The sequence below is a fragment of the Vagococcus carniphilus genome (genome assembly GCF_014397115.1).
GTDB classification, from domain to species: Bacteria; Bacillota; Bacilli; order Lactobacillales; family Vagococcaceae; genus Vagococcus; species Vagococcus carniphilus.
In genome coordinates this window covers 2,485,731-2,506,025 of record NZ_CP060720.1, presented here as the reverse complement: position 1 = coordinate 2,506,025, position 20,295 = coordinate 2,485,731, and the positions used below count along the sequence as shown (strand labels likewise).

Genomic DNA, 20,295 nt, shown 5'->3' with positions numbered 1-20,295 from the left:
AATTTAGATGAGAGAAGCAGTCATTATCGCAATGGGACGTTCTGCAGTAGGAAAAGCCCCTAAAGGTGTTTTTAAAAATACTCGACCAGAATCTATTGCGTCTCAAGTAATCACAGGGATGCTTGATAAAGAAGATAGCGAAATAAAAAATCAAATAGAGGAAGTTATTTTTGGTTGTGCGTTTCCAGAAGCAGAGCAAGGATTAAACGTTGCACGAAATATTTCTCTACTTTCTGATATCACCAATGAAGCATCTGCTCAAACAGTGAATCGATTTTGTGCTTCTGGTTTACAAGCGATTGCCACTGGAGCAAACAGCATCAAATGTGGTGAAAACTCAGTTGTTTTAGCTGGGGGAATTGAATCGATGAGTGTGGTACCTATGGGAGGTAACTTATCTCTAGGACATCCTGAATTAATCGAAAAAGAACCTGGTGCATACGTTAGTATGGGGATCACGGCAGAAAATGTCGCAAAACGTTATGGTATTAGTCGTGAAGAACAAGATGAATTCAGTTATAACAGTCATATTAAAGCATTGAAAGCTCAACAAGCAGGTAAATTTGAGAGACAAATCATTCCTGTCTACGCAGATTCAGTTGAAGTAATTGATGGTAAGCCGCAAAAAGTATCTAGATTGATAACCCAAGACCAAGGAATTAGACCAACTATTTCAGTTGAGGCTTTAGGAAAACTAAGACCTGTTTTCAAAGCTGGTGGTAGTGTGACAGCAGGTAATGCGTCGCAAATGAGTGATGGTTCTGGTGTTGTTCTTTTAATGGAAAAAGAAGAAGCGCTAGAAAAAGGTTTAAAACCATTAGCTAAGTTTGTTGGTTTTGCCACATCAGGTGTAGATCCTAACTACATGGGACTAGGACCAATTCCAGCAATTAAAAAAGTATTAAAACAAACGAATTTAGAGGTTAGTGATATTGATTTATTTGAACTAAATGAAGCCTTTGCTTCTCAAGCATTAGCGTGTATAGATGAACTTGGTTTAGATAAAGATAAAGTTAACGTTAACGGAGGAGCTATTGCTTTAGGTCATCCGCTAGGGGCTACTGGAGGTATCTTAACGGTTAAATTATTAGATGAAATGTTAGAAAATAACTTGAAATATGGTTGCGTCAGTATGTGTATTGGTGGCGGAATGGGAGCAGCAGCAATTTTTGAAACAATAAGATAATGAAGGAGAATGAGACATGGGGACAACTTCAATTATCAATGAAACTCTGATTAATCGAGCTAAGATTTCAGGAAAGAACGAAGCCGTTTTTGATGTAAAAAAAAATAAACGCTATTCTTTTGACGATTTATTAAACAGAGCTAATCAACTATCTTACTTTTTAAAAAATCAATTGCATTTGAAAAAAGGAGATCGTATCGCATTTTGTGCTGAGAATTCAGTCGAATTTATTGATAGTTTTTATATGAGTTCTCAGACAGGTATTATCATAACCACTTACAATTATTTACTGAATTCAAAAGAGATTTCAAACATGATGAAAAATGAAGAACCAAGTGTTTTGTTTTACTGTTCCAAAAGTTTCAAGAAGATTAATTTACTTGCCAAAGAACATCCTAATTGTTGTTTTATTTCATTAGAAGAAAAAGAAGATAATTTGGCTGAATATCTCTATCTAGACATTATGAATAATAGTCAAAGTGAACTAGTTGAATCAATTGATTTATCACTTGATGATATTCAAATGCTCATTCACACAGGTGGAACGACTGGAATACCAAAAGCTGCGAAAATTAGCTATCAATCAATCATGTTTAATGCTATCAGTGAAATTTTAACACTCGATTTAACCAGTGCTGATTGTTCTCTTTTAATGCTTCCTTTTTATCACACCGCAGCTTGGAATGTTTTAACATTACCTATTCTCTATGCTGGTGGTCGTGTCATTATATTAGGTGGCTTTTCAGAGGAACAAACCTTTGATTTAATCGAAAAGGAGAAACCAACTGTCGCTATTGGTGTGGAAACTATTTACAAACGACTAATGGATCATTCTTTATTTAATCATATTGATTTTAGTGGGTTTAGATGGTTGTTAAGTGGAGCAGCACCTATTTCTTATCCTACAATGAAACCGTACTGGGAAAAAGGAATTAAGTTAGTTAATGCGTATGGAGCAACAGAAACAGGGCCTAATAACATTGTCCATCCAGTTAATCAAATGTCCTTAGAAGAAGCTAAGGAAAAATGGGGAGCAGCTGGAAAAGTGATGATGTTTAATCAAATGAAAATTGTGGATGATGAGTTTAAAGAAGTAAAAAAAGGGGTAAAAGGAGAGTTGATTTGGCGTGGACCACTAACTTTTTCTGGTTATTGGAACCAAGAAACATCAGCTGAATCAATGTTAGCAGACGGTTGGATTAGAAGTGGAGATATCGGTTTTCAAGATGAGGACGGATATATTTATATAAGTGGCCGAATAAAAAATACAATTATAAGCGGTGGCGAAAATATTTACCCCCTTGAAATTGAGAAGATACTAATGTCTCATGATTTAATTGAAGATGTTTGTATCATTGGCGTAAAAGATGACGAATGGGGAGAAATTGGAAAAGCACTAGTTGTTTTAAAAAGAAATCAAAAACTAACTAAATCAGATATTGTTACTTATTTAAAACAATATATTTCTCCCTTTAAAATACCAAAATATATTGAATTTGTTGATGTGATACCAAAAAATGCAGTTGGTAAAACAGATTATCCACTAATTCATCAAAAATATGCTTAAAAATGTAAAAGTAAGGATGACGAGAAGAATGAAAAATAGAATAACTGAACTTTTAAATATCGAATACCCAATCATACAAGGAGCAATGCAATATTTATCTCGTTCTGAGTTAGCGATTGCTGTTTCAAAAGCAGGAGGATTAGGAACAATTCCTGCTATGACTTTTAGAACACCTGAGGAATTACGAGAAGAAATTCAAACAATAAAAAAACACACAGATAAACCATTTGCTGTTAATATTTCGATGTTACCTGAAGTAGTAATCAACGAGTTAACAATGAAATTTGTTGAAGTAATTATTGAAGAAAAAGTACCGGTAGTTGAAACATCAGGAAGAAGCCCGCAAGAACTAGTTCCTTTATTTAAAGAAAATAATATAAAGCATATTCATAAAGTTTCATCCATTAGACATGCTAAAAAAGCTCAAGAATTAGGTGTTGACGCTGTAACGATTGTTGGATTTGAATGTGGAGGGCATCCAGGAATGGATGATGTTAGTAGCTCTATCTTATTTGCCAAAGCTTCTGAAGAATTAACGATTCCAGTTATTGGTGGTGGTGGTATTTGTGATGGTAAGAGTTTCTACGGAGCCATGTCATTAGGAATTGATGGTGTTGTTATTGGAACTCGTTTCTTAATGTCTGAAGAAGTGAAAACATCAGAAGTTTATCACAAAACAGTTTTAGAATTAAATGAAAATGATACAACCCTTATTTTAAGATCATTAAATAATGCGATGAGAGTAGCAGATAATAAACAAGCAGAAAAAATTCTAAAAATGGAAGAAGAAAATGCAGGTTTAAGTGAACTATTACCAGTTATTTCAGGCATTAAAACATATCAAGCTATTCTAAGTGGAGATACTGACAATGCTCAATTAGTGGTTGGGCAAAATATTGGTAGAATTCACTCTGTGGAATCAGTTGAAGATATCATGTCTGAATTAGTTTCAGGTTTTAATGAACAACATTCTAAAATGACTAGTTTAGTTAAATAGTAATCAAAACAGGTGGAAAATTTTCTGCCTGTTTTTTTATTGGTATAGTTGTTAGATATGATAGTTTATTAAACTTGTTATTTAAAAAAGATTCAGGTAAAATAGGTTCAGATAAGTTTTTAGATAAAAAAATTCACAAAAATGAAAGCGATATCTTTAAATTTGTATAGATATTAATTAGTTGAGTGAAAAACCAATAAAACAATAGAAAGTCGAGGAAAACAATGAAATTTTTTGTAGATTCAGCAGATGTGAAAAGTATCCAAGCAATAAGTGAGATGGGACTAGTAGATGGAGTGACCACAAATCCTTCTATTATTGCTAAAGAAGGAAAAGATTTCGAAGAAACGATTAAAAAGATTTGTGAAATAACAGACGGCCCTGTTAGCGCAGAAGTTGTCGGAACAAAGTCTGAAGAAATGATTGAAGAAGCTAAAAAATTAGCTGAATGGTCTTCTAATGTGGTTGTTAAAATACCAATGACAAAAGAAGGATTAAAAGCCGTTTCTGTTTTATCTAAGATAGGTATCAAAACTAATGTGACTTTAATTTTTAATATCACTCAAGCTTTATCAGCTATTAAAGCAGGAGCGACTTTCATCAGTCCATTTATTGGAAGGTTAGAAGATATTGGGACAAATGGTTTTGACTTAATCGAGGCTTGTCGCATTATGATTGACATGTATGGTTATGAGACAGAGATAATTGGCGCTAGTGTTCGTTCAATGAAACATGTGGAAGAGTTAGCACTTATCGGTTGTGACATCGCTACTATTCCACCAAGTCTTTTTGATAGTATGTTGAAACACCCGTTAACAGATAAGGGAATTGAACAGTTTGAAAAGGACTGGGCTCAATTTACAAAATAAATTGAATCAGGAAAAAATCAGTGTTGCTTAGCAATGCTGATTTTTTTATTGCCTAAAAAACCTTAAATTATTTTGTCACTTGGTTGTCACACCTTTTTTTTACTATCAACTAAGTAAAATAAGAGAGGAATAAAAAAATGAGTATATTTAAATGGTTAATTACTTTTTTTATAGTAATAATAGCGAGTTTAGGTGGTTTTTTATACTATTCGTTTAAAATAGAACCCTATCAAGTAGAGGTTGTAGAGTATGTCTCAATAAAGGACAAAGAAGCTGAAGATGAGATTAAAGTTGTTCAATTTTCAGATGTTCATATAAAGGAAGATTTTACTCATGAAAATCTGGAAGAAGCTGTTAATAAAATCAATGATCAAAAACCAGATTTTGTAGTTTTTACAGGTGATTTATATGATAATTACTCTATTTACAATGATGATGAAAATATTATTGCGACATTAAACAAAATAGTAAGTAAATTAGGTAAAATAGCTATATGGGGAAACAGAGACTATGGAGGCGGAGCTGCGCAGCATTATGCCCAAATCATGCAAAAGGCTGGGTTTGTGTTATTATCAAATCAAAGTCAGAGTTTTTCTTTAGAGAATAATAAAAAAGTGTTATTTACTGGGTTGGATGATGCTTTATTAGGAGCTCCAGATTTAGAAAGTAGTAAAATAGATGAATCTGTTGATTATTCAATTTTACTTAGTCATGAGCCAGATTTTATTAATCAGTATGATACATCTGACTATAATATTATTTTAGCGGGTCATAGTCACGGAGGACAAGTTCATATTCCATTTATTCCTTCAGTTAATCAAACAGGGCTATCTCATTATTCTCATTCTAAAAAATATAGTAAAGGTTTTTATGATTTACATAAAGAAGGAGATAAAAAAATTTATGTTAATTCAGGTATCGGGACAACTCATATTTCAGCCAGATTTGGTGTTGTACCGGAAATAACACTCTTTCGAATTTTAATTTAAGGGAGGATAACCATGAAAATACTCTTAGCAGAAGATGATTTAGACATGCAAAAAATTTTAAAAATTTATCTAGAAAAAGAAGGCTATCAGTTAACTATTGCTTCAGATGGTGAAGAGGCTCTCGATTACATTGTTAATGAAAAATTTGATCTAGCTATTCTAGATTGGATGATGCCAAAGAAAGATGGAATGGAATTATGCGAAGATATTAGAAGGATGGCAATTCCAATCAAAATATTAATGTTAACAGCTAAAAACACGTCAATCGATGAATTAAAAAGTTTAACTGCAGGAGCGGATGAATACATATCAAAACCGTTTGAAATGCCAATTTTATTGATTCGGATTAAAAAATTAGTTCGTGGAGAAAATGTTTTAAAAAATGCTACTTTAAGTTTAAATATCGAAACATTTGAAGTTAGAGATAATCTTCAAGGGATTGATTTAACTAGAAAAGAGTATGACTTACTTCATTACTTTATGTTAAATATTGATATTACCTTATCAAGGGAACAAATATTAGATAATGTTTGGGGAATTGATTATGAGGGAGATACAAGAACTGTTGATACGCATGTCAAACGCCTGAGAAAAAAATTGAGCGAAGATTATATTGAAACAAAAGTTAGACTTGGTTATGTGATGAGGTCTAAAGATGAATAAAATTGCTAATAAATTTATGATTGGCATCATTGTTGTTTTAGCACTTTCGACGCTTAGCTCAATAATGTTTACTCAAAACTATGCCGGTAAATATTATGTTTCACAGAAGACAGAACAACTCAATCAAGTGTCAGATCAATTTATTTCTAAGGTTAATCAAGAAAATGTAGAAGATGTTAGTAATTCTTTTGAAAAAAATGAAAAAGTAGTTATTGTTTATTCAAATAAGACAAATGATAATGACAAATTAAATAGTGAATTAAGAAGCTCTTTTTTAGAAAAAGGAATAGGGTTTAAAAAATTATGGTTATGGGAAGACGATTATGAAACAGTTATAGATGGTAAAAACCGAATCAAACTTTACGAGCAAGAGAAATTAAATTACAGTTTATTAGTTAAATACATATCAAAAGAAGATTTAGTTTATGCGATTGCTATGATTGTTCCTAATATAGAAGACTCTTTTCCAATTATTAATACTTTTTTTGCAGTGATAAGTAGTATGACGATTATTTTAGCGACAGTTATTATTATATTTTTAGTCAGACGTATTGTGGAGCCATTAAATAAATTTGATTTATTTGCCAAAAACATGGGAAAAGGACAATTTATCCCATTAGAAGTCAAAACGAATGACGAGTTAGAAAAAGTAGCAGATACATTGAATCAAATGGGAACTGAGATCGTTCATTATCAAGAACAGTTAAAAGAAAAAAATCTACAAATGGAGGAACTTTTAAATAATGTAGCCCATGATTTAAAAACACCTATCTCACTGATTAAATTATATTCAGAAGGTATTAAAGACGGACTAGATGATGGAACTTTCCTTCAAACGATTGTTAAAGAAAGTAACGAAATGAATCAGATGGTGGAAAGACTGCTGCTTATTTCTAAAATAGAAAAAGAAGAAGTTGAATGTAGAGAAATTAATTTATCTTCTTTTGTAAAAAATAGACTGGATACCTATTTAATTATGTCAAATGAGCAAAAAATTGAAATAGTTAGTCGCATTGAAGATGGATTGCTAATAGAAACGAATGAGAGATTACTGCAATCAATTATTGATAATCTCATTTCTAATGCTCTAAAATATACATCAGGAACTCAAATTTTTATTAATTTAAACTCTGTCGATCAAAAAATTGTGTTTGAGATTTCAAATGAATTGTCTGATTCGAACTTGGAAGTAGAAAAAATTTGGGAGCCTTATTATGTTGGAGAAAAATCAAGAAGCAAAGAATTATCTGGAACAGGTTTGGGACTTTATCTTGTTAAAAAAATAGTGGATAAATTGGATTATGAGATTGATTGTCGTATTAAAGAGGACAAGTTGTATTTTACATTAATGATAAATCAATAAATTAATTTTTAACTAATAATGGTACAATAATAGAAAGAAACGTAAATTAGAAAGGAGCAATACCAATGACTTATATAAAAAAAGAAGAATGTGTTTATGCAATGGATAAAAATAACCAACCGGTTTGTACTGTACAAGATGGTGAGGTTGTTACCTTCGAAACGTTTGACTGCTTTACTAATCAAATAACTAGCGAAGTCTCTTCATTTACTACATTAGACTGGGATAGAATTAATCCTGCTACAGGACCTGTTTTTATTGAGGGAGCAGAACCAGGTGATACATTGAAAGTTGAAATTCAAAAAATTGAGATAAAAGGTAATGCGACAATGGTAACAGGTACTGATATGGGTGTTATTGGAGACTTGTTAACAGAGAACACTGTAAAAATTTTACCAGTTGTTGATGATCAACTGATTTTTTCTGATGATTTGAAACTTCCTTTAAATAAGATGATAGGAGTTATTGGTGTTGCTCCCAAAGGTGAACCAATTTCATGTGGTACACCAGATAGTCACGGCGGAAACATGGATTGTAAAGAAATAACGGAAGGAACGACTCTTTTTCTACCAGTTAATGTGAGTGGTGCTTTATTTTCTTTAGGTGATTGCCATGCTGCGATGGCAGATGGTGAAGTATCTGTTTGTGGGGCTGAAGTTCCTTGTGAGGTAACGGTGAAACTTTCTGTGATAAAAAACAAAGATTGGCCATTACCATTTTTAATAAGAGATGAAAAAATTAGCACTCTATCATCTAAATTAACTGTAGATGAAGCTTGTGTTTCGGTAACTAAAATGATGGTGTCTTTCGTTGAAAATTACACTGATTTAACTAAAGGAGAAGCGATTCATTTACTATCTTTAGCAGGAGATTTACGGATTTGCCAAGTAGTAGATCCAAATAAAACTGTCAGAATGGAATTACCTTTAAATTATTTAAAAAAATGGAAATAAGCTAACTGAAAGCAGATGATTGGATGGATAACATTAGTAGAATAAGAGAACAAATAAAAAAAGATCCCGAGAATCAGGAGTTTCAAGAAAAAGGATGGCAGCCAATTTTTATGGCTAATAAGCAAGCCAAAATTGTGATTGTAGGCTCTGCCCCAGGAATTAAAACACAAGAAAAAGAAGATGTTTTAAGAGATAAAAGTGGGAATGAGTTGAGAAATTGGCTAGGTGTCTCTGAGGATGAATTTTATCATTCCGGAGATTTTGCCGTGTTACCTTTAGATTTTTATTTTCCTGGTAAAGCTAAAGTAGGTGATTTACCGCCACGTAAAGGTTTCGCTGATAAATGGCATCGCCTCTTACTTAATGAAATGCCTAATGTTCAGCTAATTATTTTGATGGGACTTCATGCGCAAAAATTTTATCTAAAATCTAGTGCCAAGAGAACATTGACAGAAACTGTTTTTTCTTATGAAGAATACTTGCCAGATTATTTTCCGATTGTGCATCCGTCTCCGTTAAATTTTAGATGGCATGCTAAAAATCCAACATTTAAAGAAGAAATCGTTCCTATATTAAATCAACTAACTCAGACAATTTTGTCTCGAAAATAATTTTTTTATCAAAGATCCTTGACCTTCCAGTTACAGGAAGGCGTATTCTTTAGTTACTCAATAATTGATTTGAAAGGAAGGATTAATGTGTTAACGATTGGACAATTTTCTAAAGCAAGCCAAATTCCAAGTAAAACATTACGCTATTATGATGAGATAAACCTGTTGAAACCGTGTTTTGTGGATATTCAAAATGGCTATCGTTATTATGAGGCTAGTCAATTAGATATGACAATGAAAATTTTACGTTTAAAGCAGTTTGAATTTTCACTTTCAGATATACAAATCATTTTGGAAGATAATGAAAAATTGACTCAAATGCTTGATGAAAAGAAGAAAGAGATTCAATTTAAAGTAACCGATTATACTAACCTTCAAACAACTATTGAGAATTATATAAGAGAATTATCTCAAGGAGGAAGTATCATGGGAAAAATCGATACATCAAAAATCAAGGTAGTGACAAGTCCAAGTTTAAATTTAATTTCAGTTAGAGAGACAATCAACATTGCCAATTTTGATCGCTTATTTGAAAAAGCTGGTAACTTATTGGGTTTAAGCCAACAAGTACCAACAGGCTGTCCTGTTACTCTTTATCACAGTGATGAATACACACCTGAAAATTATGATGTGGAAGTTGGTTTTCCAATTACTGATTCAACGATAAGTAATCATATCATTGAACCAGCTGAGTGCGCGTACTTTGAATATGTTGGTTTATATGACAATCTAGGTGAAGCCTATCTTAAGTTGACTAAATGGATTGAAGAAAATGGCTATAAGATTAATGGTGTCCCTTATGAACAATACATGACAGACCCACTTCAAACAGAACCTGATAAAAACCAAGTGAACGTTTATATGCCAATTATAAAGGAGAATTAAAATGAGTGATAACCTATCTCAAAACATTAAGGCCTATCAAGAAGTTGTTTATGAAAAAAGCCCTGTTGTTGAAGCTTATTTTGAATTAATTCATTTTGTAAGAAAACTAAGGACAGATTTTACGAAAACAACGAAAGCTTATAAAGTTGGCAATGTATCAGAAGGTTATATGGATTTTACGTATTTTCCTATTTTTAATGAGGAGTTAAGAGAGAAAAAGCTAAAATATGGGATTGTGCTAAATCATCAATTGATGCAATTTGAACTGTGGTTAATGGCGCATAATGAAAGTGGAAAAACGAAGTATTGGAACCAACTAAAAAATACACCTTGGAATGAAGAAAAAACAGAAGAGATGAAATATTCTGTATTAGAAGCAGTTCTTGAAGTAGAGCCTGATTTCAATGATTTAGATAGGTTATCCCAAACAATTATTAATCAATGCCTATTAGAAATGGAAGCTATCAATCCCTATCTATAATAAGAATATCAAAAGAAGTCGGCTAGAAAATCATTCTATGCTGACTTCTTTTTTATTGACTGTGAGGTGGCTTCACGGTTTATACTAAGGTATAAGCAAGGAGGTCGTTTGAATGAAATCAATTTCTACAGGACAGTTAGCTAAATTATTTAATTTACCAAAACATACCATTCGTTACTATGTTGATGAATCTTTACTAGTCCCTCATGTAAATGAAATAAACGGTTACCATGAATTTGTAGAGCGAGATATCTACAAATTATATCAAATCGTTTTTTTACGAAATGTGGGTTTATCTATTGAAACTATCAAGGAAGTTCTTTTAAAGGATGAAGTGATTCCTTCATTACAAGATTCAGTAAAAAATATCGACTATCAAATAGCTGAACTAATCGCGTTAAAGAAAACAGTGACTCATATTTTAAAAGCAAATGATGAGATGAAATTAGGAGAGATTCAATTTGTTGAAAAAGAGGATCGCTTTTTGAAAATAGTTTCTGATGAAGTTGCTCAAAATGGGGCAATTGATTTACTTAAAGCTCATGAACTTGGCTATGATCATCTGGATTTGTTTTTCTTTGTGATTGATAAATCGTTAGAAGAAACTGTCTATGTTTTAGGAGAAAAAGAAGAATATCATAAAAAATTAAATCGCGGAATTTACGCTTGTAAAAACATTGAATATCTAAATGATGAGCAATTAGAATCAGAAATAGAGTTGTTCTTGAAAGATCCAGTATTAGAAATAAGTAGCCAATCTGAAATGATTATTTATGAAAATATTTATAGTTCCTTATCTTTTAGTGAAAAAGAAATTATGACATTAGAAGTATTATTATCCTAAAACATCAAGAGAAAAATGATAATTAATTAATAAAAGAAATTAAAAAAAACTTAACAAAGAGAAATTAAAAATTATTTTTCTCTTTGTTAAGTCATTGAAACCAGCGGATGAAGCTAGACCACTTAGTTATTTTTTTAAAGTAATGACTGAAAGGATAAAAGAAAAGGCTTGCATTTTTTTATAGCCCAAACTATAATGAAGCCATAAAAAATATTTTTTATCAAAGTACAAAAAAATGTATATTCAAGAAAGGGGGTTTTTTTAATGAAGAAAGTCGTAGTCGGCGGTCAAATTGATAAAGAAGAGGTAAGACAACTAGTAGAAGCACATGCTAATGGGGTATTTGAAGTAGAGGTAAAAAGTGATTTAGATGCTGCAATGGCCGTAAAAGCAGGACAATCAGATTTTTATCTAGGAGCATGTAACACTGGTGGCGGTGGAGCTTTAGCAATGGCATTAGCTTTACTTGGAAGAGAAAACTGTGTTACTGTTTCAATGCCTTCAAGTGTTATGACTGAAGAAGAAATTAGAGCTGAAGTACAAGCTGGTAAAAAGGCGTTTGGATTTACAGCGCAACATAAAGAAATTGTTATTCCAATTATTATGGATGAATTAGCAAAATTATAAAATAAAAGGAAATGGTGGAAACATAATGGGGACTTCAAAGTTAATTGAATTAATTGCAATTGCTGCATTGGGCGGTTTAAGCTCGATTCTAGCAAACAAGGGGATTGCGGTATTTAACGATGGGTTACGTCCTATCGTCCCAGAGTTTTTAGAGAAAAAGATTGGTAAAAAAGAATTAGCAGCAACAAGTTTTGCTTTAAGTTTTGGTTTGGTTATTGGATTTGGTATTCCAGTTTCAATTGGTGCATCAATTTTATTAGTTCATAGTATTTTACTGATGACTGATATTATTGGTTCTTGGGCACCAGAGGGTAAAAAAGGGATGATCATCTCTGGTGTGATCGGTGCTGTTTATGGTGTTGGATTAGTATTAGGTTTACAAGCAGTTGTAGATGCTTTTGCGATGATGCCTGTTAACTTTATTGATTCATTATCACAAGTGGGAGCACCAGTTGTTATTTCATTTAGTATTTTCCCAGCAGTAGCTATTGCTAGTCAACATGGGTTTAAAAAAGGTTCTATTTCATTTATTGCGACATTATTAACATTATTTATTGTAAAACAATTTGGAACATTTAACCTTGGTAACGGAACTAAACTAACTTTAAGTGCTGAAGGTATGTCACTTTTAGTAGGTATGATCTTTATGATTTATTACGCTGTTCAAGTTAAGAGCGATGGTAGTAACTCAAATGAAAGTTTAGTCAGTGTCTTTTTAGAACGTGTTAACAGAATCAAGAAAAACTGGATTTGGTTATCAGTAATGGGTGGATTAGTTTCTGCAGCAACAAGTCTTTTATTAATTGCAGGAGACCCAATTTCATTAAATCTTTTATCAGAAGGTAAAATGAGTGAAGCAGCTTTAGCAGCATTTGCTCGTGGTATTGGTTTTATTCCATTAGTATTCTCAACAGCTATTGTGACAGGTGTTTATAGTCCTGCTGGAACAACATTTGTATTTGTTGTTGGTATTTTATTAAAAGGTAATCCGTTGTTAGCATTTGTTGTGGGTGCATTGGTTATGTTTATCGAAGTTCAATTGTTAACGTTAATGGCTAAAGCATTAGATAAATTCCCAGGCATTAGAGAAATGGGAGAACATATTAGAACAGCAATGAATAAAGTATTAGAAGTAGCGTTATTAATTGGTGGAGCGATGGCATCAGAATCAATCGCACCAGGAATCGGTTACTTCTGGGTTATCGGTTTATTATTACTAAATAGAAAAGCGAAAAAACCAGTTGTTGATTTAGCAGTTGGGCCAATTGCAGCAATCACATTAGGTATTTTAGTCAATATTTTAAATTTAATTGGTTTATTTACACCAGTTGTAGCCGGTTAAAAATAGGAGGCAACACGAATGGTTTTACAAAATGGGATCACTTATATGCATGAGCATACAACCATTGATTTATCACGTTTAAAGAACATTGATGATACGAACTTAAATTGTTATGATGAGACTGTAGCAGAATACAAAAAATTGTACGCTAAGGGCGTTAGAAATATTGTTGATGTGACGAACATGGATATGAGAAGAAATCCAATGTACGTGAAACGTGTAGCAGATGAAACAGGGATGAACATTGTTCAAGCAACTGGTTTTTATCAAGATAAGTTTTTACCAGAATTTGTAACGGATTATACAGTGAAACAATTGACTGATTTTATGACAAAGGAAATAAATGAAGGAATTGCAGATACTGATATTAAAGCTCAAATTATTGGTGAAATTGGAACAAGTAAAAACGAAATGACTGAAAGAGAAGCAAAAGTTTTTGAGGCGTCAGTGATTGCTCATAAAGAGACAGGTGTTCCAATCACAACTCATACAACATTAGGAACTTATGGGCATGAACAAGTTGAATTCTTCAAAAAACATGGGGCAGATTTAAGTAAAGTCGTTATCGGTCATGTGGATTTGACTGGAGATATCAACTACATTCTTCATATGCTAGATCAAGGTGTCTATGTTGAGTTTGATACAATTGGAAAAGAAAACTATCAGCCGGATTTATTACGTGTTGAGATGTTAAAAGAAATTGAAAAACGCGGTTTCACGGATAAAGTCTTTTTATCAATGGATATTACAAGAAAATCAAACATGGAGTACATGGGAGGCATTGGTTATTCTTATTTATTAGATACCTTTGTCCCACTTGCTTTAGAAAATGGTGTCTCTCAAAAATTTATAACAAAAATGTTAGAGGAAAATCCTCAAGCATTTATGAATAGAAGGTAAAACGTATGAAAACATATCCATTAACAAGTTTAACCATTGAAGAAGCAACAGCGCTTCAATTTAAGTTAGTTGATTCTATCACTCGATTCTTCCCAGGAAACGAGATTTTAACCCGAGGAGATTTAGGTGTTGTTAAAGGATTAAATCAGCCAGAAGTGACAAAAAAAGCAGAACAAGTGCTTGCTGACTTTTTTGAAGCTGAAAGTGCGATGCTTGTCCGTGGGTCAGGCACAAATGCCATCCGTTTAGCACTATATGGTAGTGTTGGAACAAATGGCACTTTACTAGTTCATGATGCGGCTATTTATCCAACAACTCAAGTTTCTATTGATATGCTAGGAATCAACATTAAAAAAGTTAATTTTAACGATTTAGATGCATTAAAAAAAGCAATTGTTTCAGAAGAGTTAGATGGTGTCTTGGTTCAAGTGACGCGTCAAAAAATTGATGATTCTTATGATTTAGAAGAAGTCATTCAAGCTATTAGAGCTCTTAATGAAACATTACCGATTGTAACTGATGACAATTATTCAGCCATGAAAACAAAAGGCATTGGTACCCAATTTGGTGGGAGTCTAGCTTGTTTTTCAACTTTCAAACTATTAGGTCCTGAAGGTGTGGGTTGTATAGTTGGTGATAGCCGATATATTAATAAATTAAAACAAGAAAACTATTCTGGTGGTGGACAAGTTCAAGGACATGAAGCCCTAGATGTTTTAAAAGGAATGATTTATGCGCCAGTTTCTCTAGCTATTTCATCTCAAGTAAGTGAAACATTATGTGAGAGAATTAATAGCGGTGAAATTGAAGGATTAGAAAAAGCGTATGTTGTGAACGCGCAGTCTAAAGTAGTTGTCATTAAGTTAAAAGAAAGCAACGCTAAAGAGATTATTGATGCAGCCACAAAATTAGGCGCACTTCCTCATCCTGTTGGAGCAGAATCACAATACGAATTTTCACCTCTTGTTTACCGTGTATCAGGAACATTTAGAGCGACTGATAGTCAAGCGGAAACAACAATGATTCGCATTAACCCGAATCGTTCAGGTGTCGATACTATTGTTAGAATATTAAAAGAAGCAATGAACATAGTGAAGAAATGAGGCGTTTAGATTGAGCAATAAATTCTTGAAGAAAAAAGGAGTCATTATAAATCATTTAGCATCGGATTTACTTCAATTAAAAAAAGGTGACCGAATGCCAAGTATTTCAGAATATCAAGAAACATATGGCGTAGCACGAGGTACGGTTCAAAATGCGTTAAATTATTTGAAAACTGAAGGGGCATTAACAACAAAAAGTCATGGACATCTAGGTACATTTATTGAAGAAATTGATTACTCTATTTTACAAGAATATGCTCTTTCTGAAGCTATTTTAGGAACAATGACCCTTCCATACTCGAGATTGTATGAAGGTCTAGCTACAGGTATTTATGAAGAATTCAATGAACATAAAATAAAACTTAATTTGGCTTATATTAGAGGGTCAAAGGAAAGAGTTCGCTCAATTACAATGAAGACGTACCGTTTTGCAGTAATTTCAAAATTTGCTGCTAAGCGGGCGATTCAACAAGGGGATCCTTTAGAGATAGTGATTGATTTTGGCGCTCAAACTTATTTAAGTGGTCACGTCTTACTCTTAGCCAACCGCAATAACGATAAGATTGAAAGTGGTATGCGAGTTGCCATTGATTACAGTTCACTTGACCAACAAATGTTGACAACTGAAAGTATTCAGGGAAAAAATGTTGAATTAATTGAGATGCCAGGACATCAAATTATTCACTCTCTAAAAGATGGACAAATTGACGCAGGAATTTGGAACTTTGATGAGATTCGCGATAAAAATTATGAAGAATTAAACTACGTTAAACTAGAAAATTCTTTAGAAGAAGAGATGAGTACCTCAGTAATTGTTTGTCATCAAGAAGATAGTTCGATGCAAGCTTTTTTTGCTAAAAGTTTTGATTTTAAACGTGTGCTAGAAACACAATCTCAAGTAAGAAGTGGTGCAGTTATTCCGAGATATTAAAGGAGAAAATCATGATTAAAGAAAAACTAGAAATATTAGTCAGCTCAGAAGTAATTGATGAAGAAACAAGAAGTTATGTTTTAAAAGTTTTAGAATACTTGCTTGAAAAAGAAATTATTAGTGAAGTCGGACAAGCAGATGTTTTCTTAACTCATTTAGCAATGGCTGATATGAGACGTAAGAAAAATGAAGCAGTTGCAAGTTTAGATGAATTTATTCTTTCAGAAATTTCTGCAGATCCTAAATACATCCATTCAAAAGAACTATGGCAAGATTTAGAAGTTATTGCAGATAATAAATTTGAAGAGGCAGAGTTAGACTATTTCTACTTACATATCATTAACTTACTAAAGGAGGATTAATATGTTTTTAGAAGCAACAAAACGTAGAAATCCTGAGTTGATAGATGCTGCTGTAAAGTTACATCAAGAAGGTGCTATTTTACCTGATACCTATATTTTAGATTTAGATAGCATTGTTCAAAATGCTAAAGTCTTAAAGAAAAAAGCGGATGAAGCAGGGATTGAATTATTTTACATGACCAAACAAATTGGTCGTAATCCACTAGTTTCTGAAGCTATAAAAAATGCCGGAATTGATAACGCAGTTGTCGTGGATTTTAAGGAAGCTTTAGTAATGATGGACAACAATTTACCAATTGGTAATGTGGGCCACTTGGTCCAAGTTCCAACGAGATTACTAAAAAAAGTGGTTGCTTACGGGCCAAAATTTATGACAGTTTTCTCAAAAGAAATGTTAGAAAGAATCAATGAAGCTGCTAAAGAAGCTAATAAAGTTCAAAAGATTTTACTGAAGGTAATTGAACCGACAGATGAAATTTACGAAGGTCAATTTGGTGGATTTCGTCTAAATGAATTAGCTGATTTAGCTAAGCTCGCTAAAGGGTTAGAACATATCGAAATTTCAGGTATTACCTCATTTCCATGTTTCTTATTTGACGGAGTGAGCGAGTTAAAACCGACAAACAATATTCAAACAATAGAAAAAGCAACGGCTATTTTAAGTGATAATGGCATCAATATTTCAGAGTTAAACATTCCTTCAGCAACTTGTAGTAAAACAATTCCTTTAATTCAAGGAATTGGTGGGACTCAAGGTGAGCCTGGACATGCGTTAACTGGAACAACACCATTACATGCTAAAATGGATTTAGAAGAAATCCCGAGTATGCTTTATGTGAGTGAAATTTCTCATAATTTAGATGGAAAAGCTTATCTATATGGTGGTGGTTACTATCGCCGTGGACATATGGAAAATTTATTAGTTGTCAATGAAGCTAATGAAAAGTTTTCAGATACAGTGGAAACTTTTGGAAATGACAGCATTGATTATTATTTAACGTCAACTCATAATCATGCCGTTGGTTCAACTGTCTTAGCTGCATTTAGAACTCAAATCTTTGTGACAAGAAGTGACGTAGCAGTTGTTTCTGGTATTAGTACAGGACAACCTAAAGTAGAAGGAATATACAACAGTCTGGGAAATTTAATTAGAAGGTGATAAGATGAGTAGATTTGTTGTGATTGTATTAGATAGTTTTGGTGTAGGAGCGATGGAAGACGTCGCAGAGGTTCGACCAAGAGATATAGGAAGTAGCACTGCAGGACATATTATAAAAGAAAATCCTGGTATTCAACTACCTACATTAGAAAAATTAGGGTTGATGAATGCTTTAGGTTACGAAATAGGAAATCATAAAAAATCTGAAACGGCTGTGTTTGGAACATCAAATTTAGCCCATCATGGTGCGGATTCATTTTTAGGACATCAAGAAATTATGGGAACAACCCCTAAAGTTCCATTAATTCAACCATTCAATCAAAAAATTGATGAAGTTGAAGCTAATCTTGTTAAACACGGATATGATGTGAGACGAGTTGGGGAAAAAGGAACTGAAATTCTTGTAGTTAATGAAGTCGCCACTGTCGGAGACAATTTAGAAACAGACTATGGTCAAGTTTATAATGTTTCAGCTTGTCTAGATTTGATTAGTTTTGAAGATTTAAAAGCTTTAGGTCATGTTGTTCGTGAGGTTGTTCAAGTATCACGAGTAATTACCTTTGGTGGCGAGCAAGTCACATTAGATGATTTACTTTCTGCTAGAAAAACTAAAAATAATGAAATTGCTGGAGTGGATGCACCAGAATCTGGTGTTTACAACCATGGGTATCAAGTGGTTCATTTAGGATATGGGATTGACAAAAATGTTCAAACACCAACCATTCTAGATAAAAAAGGAATGACTGTTTCTTTCTTAGGAAAAATATCAGACATCATTCAAACAGAGAGCACTCGTCAATTCCCAGGAGTTGATTCAGACTACTTGTTTGATTGTTTAATTAGTGAAGTGAAGGATATTGAAACAGGCTTTATCGCTTTAAATATTCAAGAAACAGATTTAGCAGGTCATGCAGAAGACGTGCCACGTTACTCTGATCGACTTGAATTAAGTGATAAAAGGATTGCTGAGTTACTTCCTTTACTGGTTGAAGGTGATATTTTAGTTGTGATGGCAGACCACGGAAATGATCCAACGATTGGTCACAGTAATCACACAAGAGAGAGAGTACCACTACTTGTTTATAGTCCTGGTAAAGAAAAAATTGAAATTGGTGAAAGAAGTACAATGGCAGATGTTGGTGCTACTGTAGCTGATTTCTTTAAAGTAGATTCACCACAAAATGGGACATCTTTTTTGAATAAAATAATGTAAATAGAAGAGAAAATTTCTGTATTGTTTACAAAAATAAGGAGACGAGATTGTGATAGAAGTTTTTTAAACTTGTGTTATAACTCGTCTTTTTTAGGAGGTAAGTCATGAAACGAGTTCAAACCTATGCGCAAAAGACATTTTTAGCAATGGATAATCGCTATAAATCTGTTAAAAAAGTCTTTCCTAATAGTATTGAGAGTATTTCTGAAACAACTGGTTTTTACGTTGGAACAAAAGAAGTTCCTCTTATATCAACTAGTTTTATTCACTCTTTAAAAGAAAAAGGATATAATCATCATACAATTGATAAAGCAAGCCATTCAGGTCGAGCGATTGATTTGGATTTAATAAATCCTCTAACAGGGAAATATATGACAGGTTCATCTAGTGGAACAGCTTTAAATGTCTTTTTAGGAATCAATGATTTAGGTATTGGAACGGATGGTGGTGGTTCTGTTTTAGCTCCTGCGATGAGTTTAAATTTATATTCACTCATTCATCCAGAGCTTGGTCAAAGGGATGATCACACAAAAGAAGTTAAAAAATCAACAGATGGAATTGCCTTTTCACCATCAATTGGTCTGATATCAAAACAACTAAGTCATATTGAGAAAATTATAAGTGAAGAATTTGATTTAACTCCTACTATTAACTCAAGTGAATTGAGAATTGGAGTGGATTCAGTTGCTTTAGATAGGTTTGATGAAAGTATTTATTTAGTTAAACCCCTTGAAATGACTGGTAAATATACTAAAACTAGAAAAGAATTAATCGATGAACTAAATAACTATCTAACTGATTTTGATGTCATTATTTCTAAAGAAGGTCCGATTGATTTAAATGGTTTTGGTGATACTGTTTTCGGGCATTTTTCAAAAGAAACAACCACTATGCAAGAAGCAGCTAATAAAGGGTTTATTAAAGTCGTGAATATGATTCAAGCCGTAGGAATTACAGTTCCTGCCACTGGTTTAGGTGAGGGTTATTTACTTATTACAAAAGCAGAAAATCATAAGATAGCTCTCTTGTTAGAGATAGCAAACTATTTATCAAGTGAGCCTGATGAGTTAATAGAACGATATTTTGGTGATTTATCTAAGTACTTTGAACAAGGTATTTAAAACAGGGATAGGTAGACTTTTTATCCCCTGGCAATTAAAAAGATGTTCGTATAAATAAGAAAGAGGCTGACCCAAAAGTCTCTTAAATAAAATAAAAGGAACAGAATCTTTTTACGATTTTGTTCCTTT

Annotated in this window: 21 protein-coding genes; all 21 read left to right on the top strand. The window is 32.8% G+C overall.

The window, feature by feature from the left end:
- Positions 1-7 precede the first annotated feature (7 nt).
- Positions 8-1,186 carry a thiolase family protein gene (locus H9L18_RS12170; protein WP_126796453.1) on the top strand — a complete coding sequence of 393 codons (1,179 nt, stop codon included), beginning with the start codon at positions 8-10 and terminating at the stop codon, positions 1,184-1,186.
- A gap of 16 nt (positions 1,187-1,202) precedes the next feature.
- Positions 1,203-2,753, top strand: coding sequence for a class I adenylate-forming enzyme family protein (locus H9L18_RS12165; protein ID WP_126796455.1), 1,551 nt, complete (start codon positions 1,203-1,205; stop codon positions 2,751-2,753).
- A 28-nt stretch (positions 2,754-2,781) separates the two neighbouring features.
- Complete coding sequence (locus H9L18_RS12160; RefSeq protein ID WP_126796457.1) at positions 2,782-3,750, top strand: NAD(P)H-dependent flavin oxidoreductase; 969 nt, start codon at positions 2,782-2,784, stop codon at positions 3,748-3,750.
- A 224-nt stretch (positions 3,751-3,974) separates the two neighbouring features.
- Positions 3,975-4,619 carry a fructose-6-phosphate aldolase gene (fsa, locus tag H9L18_RS12155; RefSeq protein WP_126796459.1) on the top strand — a complete coding sequence of 215 codons (645 nt, stop codon included), beginning with the start codon at positions 3,975-3,977 and terminating at the stop codon, positions 4,617-4,619.
- Positions 4,620-4,756: 137 nt separating this feature from the next.
- A complete protein-coding gene (locus H9L18_RS12150) occupies positions 4,757-5,608 on the top strand; it encodes a metallophosphoesterase (RefSeq protein WP_126796461.1) in 852 nt (283 codons plus the stop codon).
- Between the two features lie 12 nt (positions 5,609-5,620).
- Complete coding sequence (locus tag H9L18_RS12145; protein WP_126796463.1) at positions 5,621-6,271, top strand: response regulator transcription factor; 651 nt, start codon at positions 5,621-5,623, stop codon at positions 6,269-6,271.
- Entirely contained in the window at positions 6,264-7,634 is a 1,371-nt protein-coding gene (locus H9L18_RS12140) for a sensor histidine kinase (protein WP_126796465.1), read from the top strand. The genes H9L18_RS12145 and H9L18_RS12140 overlap by 8 nt, the downstream gene beginning before the upstream one ends.
- A gap of 65 nt (positions 7,635-7,699) precedes the next feature.
- Positions 7,700-8,587: an acetamidase/formamidase family protein gene (locus tag H9L18_RS12135; protein ID WP_126796467.1), complete on the top strand. Its 888-nt coding sequence runs from the start codon at positions 7,700-7,702 to the stop codon at positions 8,585-8,587.
- A 23-nt stretch (positions 8,588-8,610) separates the two neighbouring features.
- A complete protein-coding gene (locus tag H9L18_RS12130; protein ID WP_126796469.1) occupies positions 8,611-9,198 on the top strand; it encodes a uracil-DNA glycosylase family protein in 588 nt (195 codons plus the stop codon).
- Between the two features lie 87 nt (positions 9,199-9,285).
- Complete coding sequence (locus tag H9L18_RS12125) at positions 9,286-10,083, top strand: MerR family transcriptional regulator (protein ID WP_185847541.1); 798 nt, start codon at positions 9,286-9,288, stop codon at positions 10,081-10,083.
- Position 10,084: 1 nt separating this feature from the next.
- Positions 10,085-10,564 (top strand): DUF7000 family protein, encoded by a 480-nt coding sequence (locus tag H9L18_RS12120; protein WP_126796473.1) that lies wholly within the window; start codon positions 10,085-10,087, stop codon positions 10,562-10,564.
- Positions 10,565-10,676: 112 nt separating this feature from the next.
- Positions 10,677-11,408 (top strand): MerR family transcriptional regulator, encoded by a 732-nt coding sequence (locus H9L18_RS12115; protein ID WP_126796475.1) that lies wholly within the window; start codon positions 10,677-10,679, stop codon positions 11,406-11,408.
- A 264-nt stretch (positions 11,409-11,672) separates the two neighbouring features.
- The gene (locus H9L18_RS12110; protein ID WP_126796477.1) at positions 11,673-12,035 is read left to right on the top strand and encodes a DUF2620 domain-containing protein; all 363 of its coding nucleotides are present in this window, start codon (positions 11,673-11,675) and stop codon (positions 12,033-12,035) included.
- 25 nt (positions 12,036-12,060) lie between these two features.
- Positions 12,061-13,377, top strand: coding sequence for a YhfT family protein (locus tag H9L18_RS12105; RefSeq protein ID WP_126796479.1), 1,317 nt, complete (start codon positions 12,061-12,063; stop codon positions 13,375-13,377).
- A gap of 18 nt (positions 13,378-13,395) precedes the next feature.
- Complete coding sequence (locus tag H9L18_RS12100) at positions 13,396-14,277, top strand: phosphotriesterase family protein (RefSeq protein ID WP_126796481.1); 882 nt, start codon at positions 13,396-13,398, stop codon at positions 14,275-14,277.
- A 5-nt stretch (positions 14,278-14,282) separates the two neighbouring features.
- Positions 14,283-15,380, top strand: coding sequence for an aminotransferase class V-fold PLP-dependent enzyme (locus H9L18_RS12095; protein ID WP_126796483.1), 1,098 nt, complete (start codon positions 14,283-14,285; stop codon positions 15,378-15,380).
- A gap of 10 nt (positions 15,381-15,390) precedes the next feature.
- Complete coding sequence (gene yhfZ / locus H9L18_RS12090) at positions 15,391-16,311, top strand: GntR family transcriptional regulator YhfZ (protein WP_126796485.1); 921 nt, start codon at positions 15,391-15,393, stop codon at positions 16,309-16,311.
- Between the two features lie 11 nt (positions 16,312-16,322).
- Positions 16,323-16,673 (top strand): hypothetical protein, encoded by a 351-nt coding sequence (locus H9L18_RS12085; RefSeq protein ID WP_126796487.1) that lies wholly within the window; start codon positions 16,323-16,325, stop codon positions 16,671-16,673.
- Between the two features lies 1 nt (position 16,674).
- Positions 16,675-17,832: a YhfX family PLP-dependent enzyme gene (locus tag H9L18_RS12080; RefSeq protein WP_126796489.1), complete on the top strand. Its 1,158-nt coding sequence runs from the start codon at positions 16,675-16,677 to the stop codon at positions 17,830-17,832.
- 4 nt (positions 17,833-17,836) lie between these two features.
- Positions 17,837-19,045, top strand: a complete 1,209-nt coding sequence (locus H9L18_RS12075; RefSeq protein WP_126796492.1) for a phosphopentomutase — start codon at positions 17,837-17,839, stop codon at positions 19,043-19,045.
- Positions 19,046-19,149: 104 nt separating this feature from the next.
- Positions 19,150-20,166, top strand: a complete 1,017-nt coding sequence (locus H9L18_RS12070) for an amidase family protein (protein ID WP_126796494.1) — start codon at positions 19,150-19,152, stop codon at positions 20,164-20,166.
- The last annotated feature ends 129 nt before the right edge of the window (positions 20,167-20,295 follow it).

Coding starts and splice junctions, on each gene's coding strand:
- H9L18_RS12145 (WP_126796463.1), top strand. CDS start 5,621: ATGAAAATACTCTTAGCAGAAGATGATTTAGACATGCAAAAAATTTTA.
- H9L18_RS12085 (WP_126796487.1), top strand. CDS start 16,323: ATGATTAAAGAAAAACTAGAAATATTAGTCAGCTCAGAAGTAATTGAT.
- H9L18_RS12135 (WP_126796467.1), top strand. CDS start 7,700: ATGACTTATATAAAAAAAGAAGAATGTGTTTATGCAATGGATAAAAAT.
- H9L18_RS12165 (WP_126796455.1), top strand. CDS start 1,203: ATGGGGACAACTTCAATTATCAATGAAACTCTGATTAATCGAGCTAAG.
- H9L18_RS12095 (WP_126796483.1), top strand. CDS start 14,283: ATGAAAACATATCCATTAACAAGTTTAACCATTGAAGAAGCAACAGCG.
- H9L18_RS12100 (WP_126796481.1), top strand. CDS start 13,396: ATGGTTTTACAAAATGGGATCACTTATATGCATGAGCATACAACCATT.
- fsa (WP_126796459.1), top strand. CDS start 3,975: ATGAAATTTTTTGTAGATTCAGCAGATGTGAAAAGTATCCAAGCAATA.
- H9L18_RS12075 (WP_126796492.1), top strand. CDS start 17,837: ATGAGTAGATTTGTTGTGATTGTATTAGATAGTTTTGGTGTAGGAGCG.
- H9L18_RS12110 (WP_126796477.1), top strand. CDS start 11,673: ATGAAGAAAGTCGTAGTCGGCGGTCAAATTGATAAAGAAGAGGTAAGA.
- H9L18_RS12115 (WP_126796475.1), top strand. CDS start 10,677: ATGAAATCAATTTCTACAGGACAGTTAGCTAAATTATTTAATTTACCA.
- H9L18_RS12105 (WP_126796479.1), top strand. CDS start 12,061: ATGGGGACTTCAAAGTTAATTGAATTAATTGCAATTGCTGCATTGGGC.
- H9L18_RS12150 (WP_126796461.1), top strand. CDS start 4,757: ATGAGTATATTTAAATGGTTAATTACTTTTTTTATAGTAATAATAGCG.
- H9L18_RS12070 (WP_126796494.1), top strand. CDS start 19,150: ATGAAACGAGTTCAAACCTATGCGCAAAAGACATTTTTAGCAATGGAT.
- H9L18_RS12160 (WP_126796457.1), top strand. CDS start 2,782: ATGAAAAATAGAATAACTGAACTTTTAAATATCGAATACCCAATCATA.
- H9L18_RS12120 (WP_126796473.1), top strand. CDS start 10,085: ATGAGTGATAACCTATCTCAAAACATTAAGGCCTATCAAGAAGTTGTT.
- H9L18_RS12170 (WP_126796453.1), top strand. CDS start 8: ATGAGAGAAGCAGTCATTATCGCAATGGGACGTTCTGCAGTAGGAAAA.
- H9L18_RS12080 (WP_126796489.1), top strand. CDS start 16,675: ATGTTTTTAGAAGCAACAAAACGTAGAAATCCTGAGTTGATAGATGCT.
- H9L18_RS12140 (WP_126796465.1), top strand. CDS start 6,264: ATGAATAAAATTGCTAATAAATTTATGATTGGCATCATTGTTGTTTTA.
- H9L18_RS12130 (WP_126796469.1), top strand. CDS start 8,611: ATGGATAACATTAGTAGAATAAGAGAACAAATAAAAAAAGATCCCGAG.